Annotated in this window: 8 protein-coding genes; 5 read left to right on the forward strand and 3 right to left on the reverse strand. The window is 66.3% G+C overall.

Annotated features, from left to right (window positions below; translation table 11 throughout):
* The first annotated feature begins 89 nt into the window (after positions 1-89).
* Genes ACK4MH_RS03075 through ACK4MH_RS03085 form a run of 3 tightly spaced genes read left to right on the forward strand, consistent with a single transcriptional unit; the run spans position 90 to position 5,552 of the window.
* Complete coding sequence (locus tag ACK4MH_RS03075) at positions 90-749, forward strand: ImuA family protein (RefSeq protein ID WP_409714597.1); 660 nt, start codon at positions 90-92, stop codon at positions 747-749.
* Positions 640-2,202 carry a Y-family DNA polymerase gene (locus ACK4MH_RS03080; RefSeq protein ID WP_409714600.1) on the forward strand — a complete coding sequence of 521 codons (1,563 nt, stop codon included), beginning with the start codon at positions 640-642 and terminating at the stop codon, positions 2,200-2,202. Before ACK4MH_RS03075 ends, ACK4MH_RS03080 begins: the two co-directional genes overlap by 110 nt.
* On the forward strand, positions 2,199-5,552 hold the full coding sequence (locus ACK4MH_RS03085; protein WP_409714603.1) for an error-prone DNA polymerase: 3,354 nt from the start codon (positions 2,199-2,201) through the stop codon (positions 5,550-5,552). The genes ACK4MH_RS03080 and ACK4MH_RS03085 overlap by 4 nt, the downstream gene beginning before the upstream one ends.
* Before the next feature lie 340 nt (positions 5,553-5,892).
* Here the strand turns inward: ACK4MH_RS03085 and ACK4MH_RS03090 are convergent, their stop codons facing one another.
* Positions 5,893-9,501 (reverse strand): DEAD/DEAH box helicase, encoded by a 3,609-nt coding sequence (locus ACK4MH_RS03090; protein WP_409714606.1) that lies wholly within the window; start codon positions 9,499-9,501, stop codon positions 5,893-5,895.
* Between the two features lie 169 nt (positions 9,502-9,670).
* Positions 9,671-11,203: a S10 family serine carboxypeptidase-like protein gene (locus ACK4MH_RS03095; RefSeq protein WP_409714608.1), complete on the reverse strand. Its 1,533-nt coding sequence runs from the start codon at positions 11,201-11,203 to the stop codon at positions 9,671-9,673.
* 497 nt (positions 11,204-11,700) lie between these two features.
* On the opposite strand from ACK4MH_RS03095, the gene ACK4MH_RS03100 reads away from it, so the two are divergent.
* On the forward strand, positions 11,701-14,682 hold the full coding sequence (locus ACK4MH_RS03100; RefSeq protein ID WP_409714611.1) for a TonB-dependent receptor domain-containing protein: 2,982 nt from the start codon (positions 11,701-11,703) through the stop codon (positions 14,680-14,682).
* Positions 14,683-14,756: 74 nt separating this feature from the next.
* The gene (locus ACK4MH_RS03105) at positions 14,757-16,472 is read left to right on the forward strand and encodes a hypothetical protein (protein ID WP_409714614.1); all 1,716 of its coding nucleotides are present in this window, start codon (positions 14,757-14,759) and stop codon (positions 16,470-16,472) included.
* Here ACK4MH_RS03105 and ACK4MH_RS03110 read toward each other — a convergent pair whose 3' ends face one another.
* Positions 16,473-17,447 carry an ornithine cyclodeaminase family protein gene (locus ACK4MH_RS03110; protein WP_409714617.1) on the reverse strand — a complete coding sequence of 325 codons (975 nt, stop codon included), beginning with the start codon at positions 17,445-17,447 and terminating at the stop codon, positions 16,473-16,475.
* Positions 17,448-17,516 lie beyond the last annotated feature (69 nt).

Here is a 17,516-nt window from a genome sequence, read left to right on the forward strand (position 1 = left end):
TGAAGTCTCGCTTGGACGCCTTGGATCGGGCGAGCGGTCTTCGCTTCAGCTCGGGTGTGCGTGAGGGAAGTGACGACGACTTTGCCACCTTGGGCAAAAGCGTGGTTCACGACCTCTACGCCGCTGGGCCAGCAGACGCCGTGGCGGTCAACGCTTTTGGTCTTGGCATGGCGCTGCGGGCTGCGGCGGGGCGGCCCATCGTCTGGGGACTGCACGAGATGATGGCCCAAGAGGCGGGACGGCCCCATGGGCCCGGCCTGCATGAGATGGGGCTGTCGCCGCGCGATCTATTGTTGGTGAGGACGCGCGATGTGCAGAGCTTGTTGGCTGTAGGCGAGGAGGCCCTGCGCAGTCCGGCCGTGGGCGCCGTGCTGTTGAGCGCCTGGGGCGAAGCCAAGGCCTTTAGCCTGACAGCTAGCCGGCGACTGGCCTTGGCGGCCAAGAGCAGCGGGGCGACCCTGTTCCTGGCGCGTGCGGGCGCACTGATCAGTCCCAGCGCGGCCGAGACCCGGTGGTCGGTGTCGTGCTGGGCTTCAGAAGCTCTGGAAGGGAGAGCGCCGGGGCGGCCGTCTTTTTCGGCGACCCTGCTGCGGCGACGCGGCGGGGGCGAACCGAGAACCTGGACCTTGGAGTGGGATCGTGACGCCCGATCCTTCCGAGAACCGGCGCCGCTATCTGGCGCTGTGGTTCCCCTGGTTGCCCAGCGACCGGCTGAGGCGTGGGACGCCAGCGGCAGACGCGTCGCCTGATCCCGCGCCTGTCGTTCTCGTCGAAAAGATCAGCGGCGCCCTACGCCTGGCCGCCGTCGATCCGGCGGCGGCGCGGGTGGGCCTGACGCCCGGCCTGACCTTGGCCGATGCCCGCGCGCGAACGCCGTCCCTGCGCACCGTCGTCCATCGACCGGAAGCAGATGCGGCCCTGCTGTTGCAGGTGATGGAGGATTTCGGCCGTTTCACCCCCATGATCGCCGAAGATGCCCCGCACGGCCTGATGCTGGACGTCACCGGCTGCGCCCACCTGTTCGGCGGCGAGACCGGCCTGATCCGCGCCGCGCATCAGCGCGCAGGGCGCATCGGCCTGGAGGTGCGCAGCGCCCTGGCCTCCGCGCCCCAAGCGGCGCGCGGGCTGGCCCGGTTCGGGCCGGGCGGTCTGTTCGAGGCTGGGCAGGATCGACAGGCCGTGCGCCGGCTGCCGATCACGGCGCTGGAATTGACTCAGCGTGACGCCCAGGCCCTGCAACGCGCCGGACTGAAGCGGATCGCTGATCTGGATGACCGTCCGCGCGCGCCTTTGGCCGCGCGTTTCGGCGCCGATTTTCCAGCCCGCCTGGCGCGTGTCTTGGGCGACGAGGACATCCGCATCACGCCGCACCGCCCGCCGCCGCCCATCGTCGTGGACCGCGTCTTCTTCGAACCCATCCTCACCGACGAGGATGTAGGCCGCGTTCTGTCCGACCTGCTGATCGAGACCGCCGATCGCCTGGATCAGGCGGGTCAGGGCGGCCGAGCCTTCGAGGTCGGCTTCTACCGCGTCGATGGCCAGGTTCGCCGCATCGTCGCAAGAACGGGACGCGCGACGCGCGATGTGTACGCGGTGCTGCGCCTGTTCCGCGAACGGTTGGCGGCGCTGGCCAATCCTCTGGATCCCGGTTTCGGCTTCGATCAGATGCGGCTGTCGGTTCTGGAAACCCAGACGATGAAACCCGCCCAGCGTGGTCTGGAGGGGGACCGACCCAACGGCGAGGACTTCAGCCGCCTGATCGACCGGCTGACGGCGCGGCTGGGCCCCGAAGCGGTGCTGAGTTTCGAACCCCTAGGGTCGCACATCCCCGAGCGCGCCGCACGGATGGTCCCGGCGACCATGAAAGGCTTCCGACCGGCCCATGATTGGCCGGATTTGACCCCTGACGATCCGCCGTTGCGCCCCTTGCAGATGTTCGAGCCGCCCCAGCCCATCGACACCCTCGCCGAGGTGCCTGACGGCTCTCCTCTGAGGTTCCGCTGGCGGCGAGTACTGCATGAGGTAGCTCTGGCCGAGGGACCGGAGCGGATCGGCGGCGAGTGGTGGCGCGCGCCGGGTCAGAAGACGCGCGACTATTACCGCGTCGAGGACCGCGAGGGCCGCCGCTTCTGGCTGTTCCGCCAGGGTCTGTATGGCGAGACCGACGAGCCGCGCTGGTTTGTCCACGGCCTGTTCGCATGATCGCGCCCGCATATGTCGAGCTGGCGACGACCAGCAACTTTTCCTTTCTGCGCGGGGCGTCCCATCCCAAGGATCTGGTGCTGACCGCGATCCTGAGAGGGCACACGGGGCTGGGTCTGGCCGACCGCAACACGGTCTCCGGCGTTGTGCGGGCCTGGAGCGCCCTGCGCACGATCCGCGAGGACGGCCTGTCGCCCCCCGATGTCGTGCGGGACGGCGGCGGCCCCGGCGAAGTGACCTATGTCGAGGATCCGCTGAACGATCCGGCCCTGTCGCAGATGGTCAAGGAGCGGGCGGCGAGCTTCAAACTGGCGACGGGTGCGCGTCTGGTCTTCAACGACGGGACGCCCGACATCATCGCCTATCCCGAGACGCGCGCCGGCTGGGGACGGCTGACGCGGCTGCTGACCCTGGGCAATCGCCGGGCGGTGAAAGGCCAGTGCGAGATCGGATTGCGCGACCTGCTGGCCGCGCCCGAGGATCTGCTCCTGATCCTCATGCCGGGGGCACGGTTGGATGGCATAGGTCAGACCTTGGCGCAGTTGATCGATGCGGCGCCCGGCGCGGTCTGGCTGGGCGCGGTCATGGGGCGCAACGGCGACGATCGCCGAAGACTGGCGCGGCTGAAGACGCTCTCGGAACAGAGCGGCGCGCCGCTTCTGGCCGTCAACGACATCCTCTATCACGACCCGGTCCAGCGCGACCTGCAGGACGTGCTGACCTGTATTCGCGAAGGCGTGACCATCGAGGACGCGGGTCGTCGCCTGAACGCCAATGCCGAACGCTGGCTGAAACCGCCCACCGAAATGGCCCGCCTGTTCCGCGACGCCCCCGAGGCTGTCACCGAAACCGCGAACGTCTTGGTTCGCATCGGCTTTGATCTAGGCGACATCAGTTACCAGTATCCCGAAGAGACGACCCCGCCTGATGAGACGCCACAGGGTTGGCTGGAGAATCTGACCTGGCGTCATGCCGAGATGCGCTATCCCCGCGGCCTGCCCGACAAGGTGAAGGCGCTGCTGGAGAAGGAACTGACCTTCATCGCAAAAGCCAGCTACGCGCCGTATTTCCTGACCATCTATGACATCGTGCGTGTGGCGCGCGACAAGCGCATCCTGTGCCAGGGCCGGGGTTCGGCCGCCAACTCCGCCGTCTGCTATGTGCTGGGGATCACGGCGGTGGACCCGGCCGAATCCGACCTTCTGTTCGAGCGCTTTTTGTCCTCCGACCGGGGTGAGCCGCCCGACATCGACGTCGATTTCGAGCATGAGCGGCGCGAAGAGATCATCCAGCACATCTACACCCGTTACGGCCGCGAGCGCGCCGGCATCGCCGCCACCGTCATCCGCTACCGCCCCAAGAGCGCCATACGTGACGTCGGCAAGGCGCTGGGCCTGACCGAGGACGTGACGGCCCGCCTGGCCTCCAGCCAGTGGAGCAGCTGGGGCGCCGAGATCGGCGAACGCCATGTCGAACAGGCTGGTCTGGATCCCGCCAACCCCATGATCCGACGTGCGGTGAAAATGGCCATGCGATTGCTGAACTTCCCCCGCCATCTGTCCCAGCACGTCGGCGGCTTCGTCCTGACCCAAGATCGGCTAGACGAACTGGTTCCCATCGGCAACGCCGCCATGCCGGATCGCACCTTCATAGAATGGGACAAGGATGACATCGACGAACTGCGCCTGATGAAGGTCGATGTGCTGGCGCTGGGCATGCTGACCTGCATCCGCAAGGCCTTCGACCTGATCCGCGCCCATGCGGGCGAGGACTGGGCCTTACATACAGTCCCGCCCGACGACCCCAAGGTCTACGACATGCTGTGCAAGGGCGACTCCATCGGCGTCTTCCAGGTCGAGAGCCGCGCCCAGATCAACATGCTGCCCCGGCTCAAGCCGCGCCGCCTCTACGATTTGGTGATCCAGGTGGCCATCGTCCGGCCCGGCCCGATCCAGGGCGACATGGTCCATCCCTATCTGCGTCGCCGCAATGGATTGGAGCTGCCGGACTACTCGAAGCCTGGACCGCAGTATCCCCAGGACGAGCTGGAACAGGTGCTGAAGAAAACCCTGGGCGTGCCCCTGTTCCAGGAGCAGGCGATGAAGGTCGCCATGGTCGCCGCCGAGTTCAATGAGAAGGAGGCCAACGGCCTGCGCAAGGCCATGGGCACTTTCCGGGGCGACGGCACCCTGCACACCTATGAGGACCGGATGGTCGGCAAGATGATCGAACGCGGCTATGACCCGACATTCGCCCAGCGCTGCTTTGATCAGATCAAGGGGTTCGGCTCCTACGGCTTCCCCGAAAGCCACGCCGCTTCATTCGCCCAACTGGTCTATGTTTCGTCCTGGATCAAACGCCACCACCCGGCGGCCTTCGCCTGCGCGCTGCTGAACAGCCAGCCGATGGGTTTCTACGCCCCGGCCCAGATCGTGCGTGACGCAAGCGACCACGGCGTCGAGGTGCGCCCTGTCGATGTCTCGTACAGCCAGTGGGACAATAGTCTGGAAGGCCCGAGCACACAGCCGACGCTGCGCATCGGCCTGCGTCAGATCGACGGCTTCCGCGAAGATTGGGCCCAGGCCCTGGTCGCCGCCCGCGCCTTCTCCGTGTCCGACATCGAGACCCTGGCCCGCCGCGCCGCGCTGCCGTCCGCCGCCATGCGCAAACTGGCCGACGCGGACGCCTTCCGATCTTTAGGGCTGGACCGCCGTGAAGCCCTGTGGGCCGTGCGACGCCTTTCCGACGACGCACCCCTGCCCCTGTTCGCCGCCGCCGACGCCCGCGAACTCGGCGCCGAACCCGACGCCCGGCTGCCGACCATGCCGCTGGGCGAGCATGTCGCCGCCGACTATCAGACCCTGCGCCTGTCGCTGAAGGCGCATCCCATGGCCATCCTGCGTCCCATCTTCGACGCCGCAAACATCCTGACCTGCGCCCAGACCGAGGCAACACGCGGCGGCGCCCTGGTGCGGGTGGCAGGCGTGGTTCTGGTGCGTCAACGTCCCGGCAAGGGCAACGCCATCTTTGTCACCCTTGAAGACGAAACGGGCATCATCAATGTCGTCCTGTGGGCGCGGATGTTCGAACAATTCCGCCGAGAGGTCATGGCCGCCCGGCTAATGGCGGTCGAAGGCGTCGTGGAAAAGAGCCCGGAAGGCGTCGTCCACCTGGTCGCCCGCCGCGTCATCGACCGATCCAGCGAACTGTCCCGCCTGTCCGAAGATCACGACACCGCTGTCCAGCTCGCCCGCGCCGACGTCGTCGCCAATCCCCAGCCGCCGCGCCACACGCCACACCGCCATCCTCGCGATACGCGTATCCTGCCGGGATCGCGGGATTTCCATTAAGGGCCAAAGGCGGCATTGGCATCCGAGCACAAAGCGGACATGCTTGCCGTCAGTCGATGCCTTAACCGATCAAGCTTTTGAGCACGATGGCGGTCTCCTTCTCTATCATGACGGCACTAGCTTCTACGTACAGGTCGACATCGACCCCATCAGCGCCGATCGACAACAACAGCGAATAGCGAGCCCGGTCGGATTGCCGTCCTTTGCCTACATGGCTCTTCCACCCTTCAGGCGCTGGGTGAACGGCTATGGCGTTATGTTAGACTAGGTCATCAGCTTTGCCTCGCCAAACGTCAGTACCGTGTGAGATGGTCTTTCGCTTGGTGACTAACCCGCGCTCCTAACGTGAACGCGAGACGGGGAGGGACATCGCCAGGTCTTTGGCATGGCCGACACCGCGCCATGCGCCATGGGAGCCGACGACGTAGAGGCGTTGTTTTGCGCGGGAGACCGCGACATTGAGAATGTTGGGCGTGCCGGCGGCCCAGGCTCGTGCACCGTTCTGCGAAGCCTTTGGGGCGCCCAGGACGAGGATCACGGCCTCGGCTTCGCGACCCTGCACCGTGTGGATCGTGCCCACGCGATCCGTCAGCCATTCGTCGATATCGACGCCGAACTGAGCGAATAACTCTCTCTCACCCTTCAATCGCGCTCGCAGCTCCTGCGCGACGATGCGGAACGGCGTGATGACGAACACGTCCGGATTTCGAATGCCCGCAGCGGCGATCTTGTGCAGCAGAGACACGACCTGTTCGCCTTCGTCGGGGCTCCATTTCGAATCCGCGTCGCCGTCGATGTCGTGCCAGGTCGATGGACCAAGACCGTCGCCGATGGCGCTGACCTTTTGGCCCGGCGTGTGGACCATTTGACCGTCGTAGGCGATCCGGTTGGAGATGCTGAACATCGGCTCCTGGCAACGCCGGTGGACGAGCAGAGGAATCCCGACCTGGCGGGGGCCGACATCCGATTTGAACGCCGCCTGGAAGGGCGACACCCGGTCGGCCACGATCTGGGTGGACGCTTCTGGCGCCAGCCAGGAGGGGCGATGAATTTTGAAGAAGTCGGCGATCTCGACGTTCAGCCGTTCGGGCAGGGTGACCACTGGAGGGATCTGCAGCGGATCGCCGACGATGATCGCGCGCCGCGCACGCATCACGGCGCCGATGGCGGCCTGAGGCAGGGCCTGGCCCGCCTCATCGACCAGAAGCCAACCGAGGCTGTCGGGCGGCAGGTCGCCCAGCATGCGCTCGACCGAGGCGAAGGTGGTCGAAAGGACCGGCGTGACCATGAACAGCGTCGACCACAATTCGCCGAGCAGGGCCCGCTTGGCGGGATCCTGGGGCGGGCCGCCCGAAAAGACGTCCATCAGGACGGTCAGGTTGTGCAGCACCTTCTGCGCCGAGGCGTCGATGAACGCCTTGTGCACGTCCATGGCCGCGATGAAGAGGTCCTCGCGCTTGCGTTGAAGCGCCTCAGGCAGCCAGGGCGATTCAAGGTTGGAGGCCTCATGTCCACGCTCGAAGAAGGCGTCATCAATGATGTGCCGGCCCAGCAGAGGACGATGACCTTCCAACCGGCCGTCTAGCAGCACGACCCGTTCGCGAGGTTCGATCAGGGCGCGGTCGGCGCGGGCGATCTCCAGGGTCAGCGCCTCGAACTGGCTGGTGCAGGCGTCAAGCGCTTGTTGGGCTTGGCGGCATTCGCCATTGGCGACCTCGGCCGCAGCCAACAGCGGCTGGTTTTCGGCGTTCCAGCGTCGGCGTACTTCGCGGCGGAACAACCAGGCGAAGAAACATGGGCGGTTCTGGCGATGGCGTTTGATCGCGTCCTTGGCCTGCTTGGCTGCAAGGCTTGCGACGTTGAGGTCCGCGTCCAGCATCGCTCTGTCAGATTGGATGCGTTGGAGGCTTTCAACGCGTGAAGCCTTTTCGGCGAGGCGTTCGGCGACCTCTCGTTTCGCCGCTGCAAGATTGAGCGCGATCTGGCGCACGCCTTCCAATGCCGCCAATTCGTCCTGGATTTCGCGGTGCAGCGTCATCAGCCGCTGGCGTGCGCGTCGCCAGTTGGATGTGGCCTCCTGCGGGCTGGGAGGCGCTTCTTCGATGACGACTGCGGGCGTTGTCCGCTCGATCACCTTGTCCGTCTCGGGATCCTTGATCTCGCGTATGACGGCGTCGCCCTTTGCGGCTTTCAGATAGACCCGGAAGCCGTGATCGTCGTCCCACCAGAACGACCTGGAGAAGGCCGCGCGGTTCTTGGCATTGCCCAGGACCGCCGCGATCAAGCCCCAGGTCTGAAGCGGTTCGATGGTGCGCGCAGCGGTCGCTTCCGCCCCATCCTCAGACGTGTCGGGGCGATAGACGAAGTCGCTGATGGACTTGAAGTAGCTCAGCTCTGGTCGGCCGATCGCCTTGGCCGCCGGAAGTTCGCGACTGATGTTCTCGACAGCCTTGTTGTTGCTGGAGGCGACCAGCACCTCGTGGCCACGCAGGCTGGGATCGAGCTTGTAGAGCTGGAAGAAGCCAGGGCCGCCGAAGGTCCACCGCTCGCCTGAGGCCTTGAAGGCTTCCTGCGGATCGTCGAACGCCGCCATCGCCAGGGCGCGATCCAGCACGGCGGCGGCGACGATATCGCGAAGGAGGGTCGTCTTGCCTGTGCCGGGCGGACCATTGACGGCGATCATGCCGCAAGCTGTCGCCAATTCCGACCGTGCGAGATTCACCGCCGCCTGTTGCAAGAGCACGAGGGAATGGCCGCCGGCGCTGGGCCAACGCGCCGCTGGCATCCTGGCCGGCGCTACGGCGTCTTCGACGGCATGGCGGTCGTTCAGCATATCAAGGACGTGAGTCGGCCGCTCGCTGCCCAGATATTGGCGTAGCGTTCGGGGGGCGGTCTGTTTGCGGCAGTGGATGGCGGCCTTCGCCAGATCCGTCATGAAGAACGAGTTCAGCAGCGAGGCTTCCGGCGGATTCTTGGCCTTGAAGTAGTGAAAGACCCGCAGAGCGAACGTGGGCGCTTCGACCAGGTGATCTGGCAGTCCAAACCGCTCGACCAGGTGGGCATAGGCGCGCGCGATGGTCTCCCGGTCCAGCGGAAGGGGCGCGCCGGCTTCGTCGGTTCGACGCAGGATGTCATCGAGCGCTTGAACGACCTTGGGCTCAAGACCGGGCCAGGCGCCGAGCGCTTCCAGCTTGAGCTTTAGGGCGAGTGGCAGGGCCCAGCCGAAGCTTGAGACGGCGATGCCGTTGTCCTGAACCAAGAGGCCATTGCGGTCGACCAAGATGGCGGCGATCGCCGACTTTTCCCGGGCGCGAGTTCTGCCTTCCTCATCGGAGCCGAAGGCCTTGACCAGGTCGGCCGTCGCCTTCTCCATCGGGATCGCGCCGAGGATGATCTGATAATAGAGCTGGTAATTCGGTTTCGACTTTTCACCTCGTTCCCAAGGTAATGGGCCTTTGCCCAGCTCCGCGACGCTGGCGTGCTGGCCTAGGGCCAGGTCGTAGGGGCGCTTGTACGTCTGAGGCGACAGGGCTTCCAAAGCCATCCATGCGCCCAGCACGCCGTCGGGCGTATTGGGTTCGGTCGGCCGACCAGGATCGAAGGCCTCTTGGAGATCATCGCTCCAGGCCTTCGCGGCGGCGGCGACATGCTGCGTGCGGTTGGCCCTGGGCGTAGAGGCTGGCGACGGGGCAGGGGGCGACGAAGTCTTGGCGCGTGTGGGCTTCGTCTTTGTCTTTGCGGGGGCGGCCGCAGGACGAGGCCGCGCGGCGGCTTGGCTGAGCAAGACTTCCTGGGCGCGCAGGCGCAGCTTTGCGGCGCGGTCGGTTTTGCGGAAGCTCAACTCGTGCTCGATCTCGCCCATAACAACGGAACCCGCCTTGGCTTTGGCGAACAGCCCCTCCAGCTGGACGATGGAGTATTGGACGTAGGGACGCTTACTGGACGGCACTGAGGAAGCCTTTGACGAGGAGGCGAGCGGTGGCGGAGTCGGCGACAGAGGCGACGTGCGCCTGATCTTGGTGCTGATCCGCGATCCTAAATCACAACCTTAAGCATTCAAGACAATCCCGTCCATGGCGAGGGGAGCGGCGCTGACGCCAGATGTCTTGCAATCTTCCTCAGCGCGAACTGGACACCATATCGGCGATGTCCTGGCTGAACTGGAGACGTGTTGCCGGGTCGCGATAAAACATGTGGCCGCCTTCGTAGCAGCGATAGGTCATCGCGGTGCGTAAGGGCGACGGGAGGATATGTTCCGTCGCCGCGTCGCGCGCACAACTCGCCAGGGAATCGTAGCGGCCCGAGGCGACGAGCACTTTCAGCGTCGGCGACAGGGTGAGGGCGTCTTCGGTCGCGGGAAGGGGCGGGCCGATGCGGGGAGGGCCGCCGCCGCGGCGGATGGCTTCGCTGATGGCGGCCTGGACCACTTCGGGGCTGGCGTCCTCGATGGTCGCATAATTCCAGCGGGCGCCGACGCTGTCCGGGAAACGGTCGTGCGGGGCGTAGCCGACCTGAACCTCGTCCAGCCCGACATAGGCGAGGTCTGTGCGGTAGTTCAGCGTGCGGCGCAGGTAGCGGTCGATCGCCGGGTTGAAGGCGTCGCGCGGGCTTTCGGTCAGTCGCATGTCGAAGATGTTCAGCGTCTTTCCCTGGTCCTGCAGCAGGCCGCGCAGATGCTGGCGCGGGGTGAAGGTCAGGGTGGCGCGGTCGATCTGATCTGTGGGAACACCGGTGAAGCGCGACAGGCCGGAGATCACCGTGTCGCGTTCAGCGTCCGTCAGTTCGGCGCGGCGGGCCACGGCCGGTTCGTAAGTGGTGCGAGCCCAGGATTCGGCAGCCGCGCGGGCGGCCTCGGCAGTGGTTCCCAATTCGGCGGGCAGTTTGCCGTGGAAGAGGGTGACGGGCGCCAGGTCGACGACGCGCAGAGCCGTGGCGGTCTCGGATGGGAGGCGGACGGTGTTGAGGCCGTCGCCGCCGGAGATCAGGATCAAGCCCTTGATCGGAACGCCTTGACGCAGAAGGCGGTAGCCGACGCTCGCGGCGCGGCCGGCGCCCCAGCTTTCGCCGGCGAGGTAGATGGGGCGATCCTGAGCGTCGTGCAGCAGGAGCCAGGATCGGACGAATTCGGCGACCGAGGCCACGTCTCCGACCGTGCCGTAGAATGCGTCGGCCGCCTGCGTGCTCGTGGGGCGGCTGAAGCCGGTGCCGATGGGATCGACGAAGACGAGGTCGGCGCTCGTCAGCCAGGTTTCGGCATTGTCGACCAGATGGTCGCCTTCCCCGCGACGGGGGCCGGCGACTTCGAAATGAAGGGTGGCCGAGTTGGCGCCCGGTCCGCCGTTCCAGACGAAGATCAGCGGGCGTGGCGAACGACTGGGCACGCGGTAGGCGATGTAGCCCATATAGCCGAGAGCCTCAGTGGTCTCGACGTCACGGATCGCGACCCGGCCGACCTCGGCGAGGTGATCAAGGCGGCCGTCGGCCAGGCGGATGGTCTGATGCGTCTCGACCGGCGCGGGCGGCACGACATCGCGTTCTGAACGGGCGGCGCTCATCTCGGCGGCGTTCACCGGGAGAGCGATCATGGCGGTCAGCGTCAGGCCGCAGAGAAGGCCGGCCGTTCGTCTGACGATCCGTGTGTGAAGACTCATGTGTCGGCTCCCCGTTTGCAGGAGCAGGTTACGCAGTCGCGTCCGCAAGCGTTATGCAAACTCCACGTGATGGCCCGGTGTCGATGGCATGAACGCCGTGGTCTTGAGACCTCTGGCGAATAGACGCCGTCGGAGAGGTGATCTGCGTTCCCGCAATATCTATGCGCGATCTGTCGGCCATTGCGGCGTGTGGGGGCGAGCGCATCCTTGCTCTCCTGCCTGTTGCTGAGCGTCGATAGGGCGAGATTTGCCGAGGAATGATGGCTCCGGCTTGCCTGACGGTCGGATGTGTTGGGCGTGTCTCCAATTTTGGCTGAGGAATATTTCAGTCGCTTGAATCACATCGTCTGCATGAAAGTTGTGTGACGATCCGCTTGCGGCCAGAAATAGGAAAGAATGTGCAGGTCGCGCGGGGTTAGCCTTTCAGCAGAGGCGGGATGACGGGGGATGTCGTCCGGCGATCCTGAAACGTAGATCGAGGGGATACGATGACGCGGATGTCGATGAAGAAGCGCCTGCTGGCCACGACCGTGGCGGGGTCCGCCTTGTTCCTGCTCGGCGGAGCGGGCTCGGCTCTGGCCCAGACCGCCTCGGCGGCGCAGGCCCAGGACGAGACCCAGGCCGTGGACGACATCGTCGTCACCGGGTCGCGTATCCGCCGCGTCCAGACGACGACGGCCGCACCGGTCTCGGTCATCGACGCCGAGGTGCTGTCGGAACGGGGCTTCGTTCAGGTCGGTCAGGCGCTGAACCAGATCACCTCCGCGACGCCGTCGACGCCGGTCGCCAGCGGGTCCGGTTCGGCGGCGGGTTCGGGTCAGCAGTTCCCCAACCTGTTCGGCCTGGGCGCCGGTCGCACCCTGTCGCTCGTGAACGGTCGGCGGTTCGTCACCTCGTCGTCCGGCATGGGCGACCGGGTGGTGGACACCAACCTGATCCCGGTCGGTCTTCTGGAACGGGTCGATGTGGTTCAGGCGGGCGGCGCGGCCGTCTATGGCTCGGACGCCATCGCCGGCGTGATCAACTATGTGCTCAAGGACGATTTCGAGGGGCTGGAGGTGGACGCCCAATACGGCATCTCCTCGCGTGACGACTATCCCCAGACCAGCCTGCGCATGACGTTCGGCGACAACTTCCTGGACGGTCGGGCCAATCTGGCGGGCAATGTCGAATGGTCGAAGTCGGACGCGCTCTATGGGCAGGATCGGCCCCGCTCGAACCTGTCGCGGCTGACCGTCTCGAACTCGGCCAACACCGGTCCCAACGACGGCGTTCCGGCCGTGCGCGAACTGCTGGACGCCCATTTCTGGCCGTTCAACACCAACGGGCTGATCTTCTCGACCCCGGCCCCGGTCCAGGGCTTCTTGGTGCGTTCGGGTGGCGTGCCGCAGCAGTTCTCGGCCGATGGGTCGAGCCTGATCGCCTATAACACCGGCGTCGTCGCCGGGGTGCCCTTCGCCTCGGGCGGCGACGGCTTCGACTATCGCGATCTGGCGGCCCTCTATTCGGGTGTCGAGCGGTTCAACGTGAACCTGCTCGGCCGCTACGATCTGACGGACCGGATCAAGCTGAAGGGCGAACTGCTCTATTCGAACACCGAAGGGCGCGATCCTTACGGCACCCAGGGTTCGACCCGCACGGTGCTGAACTCCGCCGCGTCCGGCGCGGGCCCCATCGCCTTCTTCAGGACCAACCCCTTCCTGACGCCGACCGCTCTGGCTCAGCTGACGGCCGCCAACCCCGGCTTTGCCGCCGGCGCGCCGCTGTGGCTGTCCAAGAGCTTTTCCGACGCCCTGCCCACGCGGGAGTTCGTGACCGAGACGGACGTCTGGCGCGGCCTGGTCGCGCTGGAAGGGGACTTCGACTGGGCGGATCGCAACTTCTACTGGAGCCTGTCGGCCAGCCGCGGGATCACCAAGGGCGAACGGTCGGGCTGGGACACCTGGACCTCGCGCCTGACCAATGCGGTCAACGCCACGCGCAATACCGGCGGCCAGGCCGTGTGCGCCATCAACGCCGACGCCTCGACAGCGAATGACGACGCCGCCTGCGTGCCCATCAACATCTTCGGCACCGGCACGATCACCGACGAGATGCGGGCCTATGTCGCCGTGCCGGTGGGCGAGCGGTTCGAGAACACCCAGGACGACATCCTGGCGACCATCGGCGGCGAGATGTTCACCCTGCCGGCCGGTGCGGCCAGCTTCAGCCTCGCCTATGAGTATCGGCGCGAGAAGGCCGAGTTCAATCCTTTCGACGCCAATCAGCGTGGGCTGACGGGATCGGGCACGCCGACGCGGGCCGCCAGCGGCGCCTACAACACCAACGAGTTCTCGGCCGAAGTCCTGGTGCCGATCTTCGGCGGCGACTTCACCCTGCCGTTCGTCAACTCGCTGGAGGTGGATGGCGCCTATCGGACCGTCGACAACTCGATCGCCGGCAAGGCCGACGTCTGGGGTGCGGGCCTGCGTTGGGAAGTCGTTTCCGGCGTGACGGTGCGTGCGTCGCGCAGCCGCAACTTCCGGGCGCCGACGTTGGATCAGTTGTTCTCGCCGTCCAGCACCACCCTGGGCGCCATCGCGCAGAACCCTTGCGATGCGGACCGCATCAACAGCGGCGCGAACCCCGCCGTTCGCCTGGCCAATTGTCAGGCGTTGTTCGCCGCCAATCCCGGCTATGGCGCGCTGACGGGCTTCCAGGATCCGGGCGAGAACTTCAACAACGTCCTCATCACGACGGGCGGCAATCCGAATCTGAAGAATGAGATTTCGGACACTACGACCTTCGGCATCGTGCTGCAGCCCAGCTTCGCGCCCGGCCTGACCATCGTGGCGGACCGTATCCAGGTGGAGCTGCGGGACGGCCTGTCGGCCTTCACGCCGCAGGACTTCATGGCGACCTGTTTCGATTCCACGCCGCAACCGGCCGACGTGTGCGGCCAGTTCACCTTCAACGCCCTGGGCCAGGTGGCGACCGCCAACTCGACCACCTTCAACGCCGGCACGGTGCGGTATGAGGGCGAAATCTACACGGTCAACTACGCCTTCGACGTCGCGGACCTGGCGCGGAGCGATGCGGATTGGGGCCGCCTAGAGCTGGGGCTGGAAGTCACCCACAACGCCCTGCTGGAAACCTCGGTCACCGGCTTCGACTACAACCGGACCGACGACACGACCCTGACGCCCGACTGGGTCAGCCGGTTCGATGCGCGTTATGCCCTGGGGCCTGTGCGCCTCAGCTATTCGATGAACTATCTGCCCAAGTCCCAGGTCAATCGGTTCGACACCATCGAGACGACGCCGACGCCATTGATCGAAGAGAACGTCCGCCACAACCTGTCGGGCGAGTATCGATTCGGCGACTATGCGGTGCGGGCCGGGGTCATCAACCTGACCGACGAGGAGCCGTCCTATCCGACGCGGAACTATGGGGACATTCTCGGTCGCCAGTATTTCGTCGGCCTGAACGCGCGCTTCTAAGACTGGGTCGTCGTCCCCGAGCGTTTCGGCGCTCGGGGACGGGACTGCGTGAGATTTCCGGGAGAGCCTGCGACATGACGATTGCCGACGTCCTGCGTCATCCTCTGTCGGTTCTGGCGGCCGTCATGCTGCTGTTGGGCGCGTTTCCCGCCTCGGCGTCGGCGCAGACGATGCAGGTCACGCTTGCGCCCGGCCATGTCGATGTCGCGCGCGGCCTCGCCCGGATGGATGTGGAACTGCAGATTTCGGCGATGGAGGCGGAGGCGGGGCAGGCCGTTCTGACCCTGCCGGTCGTCATCGCCAATACCGACACCATCGCCACGACCCTGACGGATCTGACGATGACCGACGCCCTGGGGCCGGTTCCGTTGACGGTGCGGGACGATCCCGTGGCCCTGGTCTATGCGCGGCACTGGATCGCCGGGCGAGCCGTCAGCGGGGACGTGACCGTTCGCTATCGCGCGCCGATCGACAATACGCCGCCGCGTCGCGGTTCGGGGCCGCCCTACAGCCTGCGCACCGAAGGCGGGGGCGTCTCGGGCGTCGGCAACACCTTCATCCTGATGCCGGAAGACGACCGTGATTATCGCATCGCCCTGCGCTGGAATCTGACCGGGCTGGGCGCCGGGGCCGGGGCGACGTCCAGCTATGGTGAGGGCGACGTCGAGTTGGAACCGGGGAAGGCGGACAGGCTGTCCTCTACCGTCTTCATGGCGGGGCCGATGCACCGCGAGCCGATGCCGGTGTCCAACGCCGGCTTCTCGGCCGCGTGGATGGGCGAGACGCCGTTCGAGGCGCGGCCGCTGATGGCCTGGACGCACCAGTTGCACGGCTGGATGAGCCGGTTCTTCGCCGAGCCGGGCGACCCGCCTTACCGCGTCTTTATGCGCTACAATCCGATCAACGCCGGCGGGGGCGTGGCGCTGACGCGGTCCTTCCTGGTGACCTACGGTCAGGCGACCGATCCGGCTGATCTGAAATCGACCCTGTCGCATGAGATGATCCATACCTGGACCCAGTGGGACGGGCGCGGCCAATGGTATGGCGAAGGGATCGCCGTCTATTATCAGGGGCTGCTGCCGTACCGCGCGGGGCTGATCACGGCGGATGACTATCTGGCCGACATCAACGAGACCGCGCGTCGCTATTATTCGAACCTGCTCAACGACACGCCGGACGATCAGATCGCGCCGCGCTTCTGGGAGGACAGCCGTATCCGGGTGCTGCCCTATGATCGCGGTGGTCTGTATTTCGCCGTAGTCAACGGCAAGATCCGTCGGGCCAGCCAGGGCGCGCGGTCGCTGGACGACCTGATCCTGGAGATGAACCGGCGCCGGCGCGCAGGCGAGCCGGTGGACGAGGCGGCCTGGGTGGCGCTTCTGACCGCCGAATTGGGCGAGGACGGGCAAGCGCTGCATGCCGCGATGAAGGCAGGCGAACTGATGCTGCCGGAATCCGGCGACTATGGTCACTGCTTCACCCGCTATGTGGGCCGGGCGCGACGGTTCGATCTGGGCTTCGACCCGAAATCCTTCGTCGGCGACGTGAAGACCATCCGGGGCCTCGTGCCCGGTTCGGTGGCTGAGCGGGCCGGGATTCGTAACGGGGACGTGGTCACCTATGCCGTGGCGATGGACGGCGTGCAGAGCGACCAGGAGGCGACGCTGACCCTGCAGGTGACGCGCGGCGAGGACCGCTTCCCGGTGACCTATCTGCCCAGGGGTGAAGAGGTCGATGTCTATCAGTGGCGGCGTGTGCCGGATGCCGCCGACACCGCCTGCAAGACCTGATCAGCCGCCGTGCGCAGCGGAATACAGCAGGCCGGCCGCCGCAATGTCCTGCACGGCGTGGCCCAGCGACTTGTAGACCGTGATCTCGTCGCTGTGGGTCCGCCCCGGCGCCGCGGCGGACAGGACGGCGCCGATCTCGGCCGCGATATGATCCTCGCCGATGCGGCCGGTTGCACGTGCGCGCAGAAACTCGCCGCCATGGACCCGGACGTGTTCGGCGTGATCGACGATGAAGCGGCTGCGTGCGACCAGGTCCGTATCGATCTCGGCGGCGGACGGTCCGCTGGAGCCGACGACATTGACGTGGGCGCCGGGCATGACCCAGGCGCCTTCCAGTATCGGATCGACGGCGGTGGTGACGGTGCAGAGGATGTCGGTGCCCTCGGCGGCGGCTTGCGGGCTGGCGACCGCCGAGACGGGAAGGTCGGTCAGCGCCGTCATCTCGGCCGCGAAGGCTTCGGCCCGCTGCAGGTCGCGGCCCCAGACGCGGATGGACGCCAGCGGGCGAACCCTGGCGATGGCGACGATATGTTCGGCCGACTGACGGCCCAGCCCCAGAACAGAGAGGGTTTTCGCATCGGGACGGGCCAAGGCCTGGGTGGCGACGGCGCTGGCAGCCGCCGTGCGCAAGGCTGTTATCTCGCCCGCATCGGCGATGCAGATCGGAACCCCCGTACGACCGTCGAACAGCACGACGACGCCCTCGTGCGCCTTGCGGCCCGCGCCATCGGCGAAGACGCTGACCAGCTTGGCGCCGAACAGGCCCTCGTCGGAAAAGGCGGCGGGCATCAGGGCGAAGGTCCGGCCTTCGCCCAGGCCGATGAAGCTGCGCAGATTCTGGCGCACCCGCCCGTCGGACAGGGCGATCATGGCGTCGCGGATGACAGGGATCAGCCGTTCGGCATCCAGACCCACGCGCACGGCCGCAGCGTCGAAGACGACGAGGGAAGTGGCGGGGGAGGGCGATGAAGACATGAACGGACGGACGCGGTGAAGGGATGGAGTTCGCGCAGCCTATCGCATCGTCCGTGGCTATTCCTGCCT

This window comes from Brevundimonas sp. (genome assembly GCF_046295075.1).
Lineage (GTDB): Bacteria > Pseudomonadota > Alphaproteobacteria > Caulobacterales > Caulobacteraceae > Brevundimonas.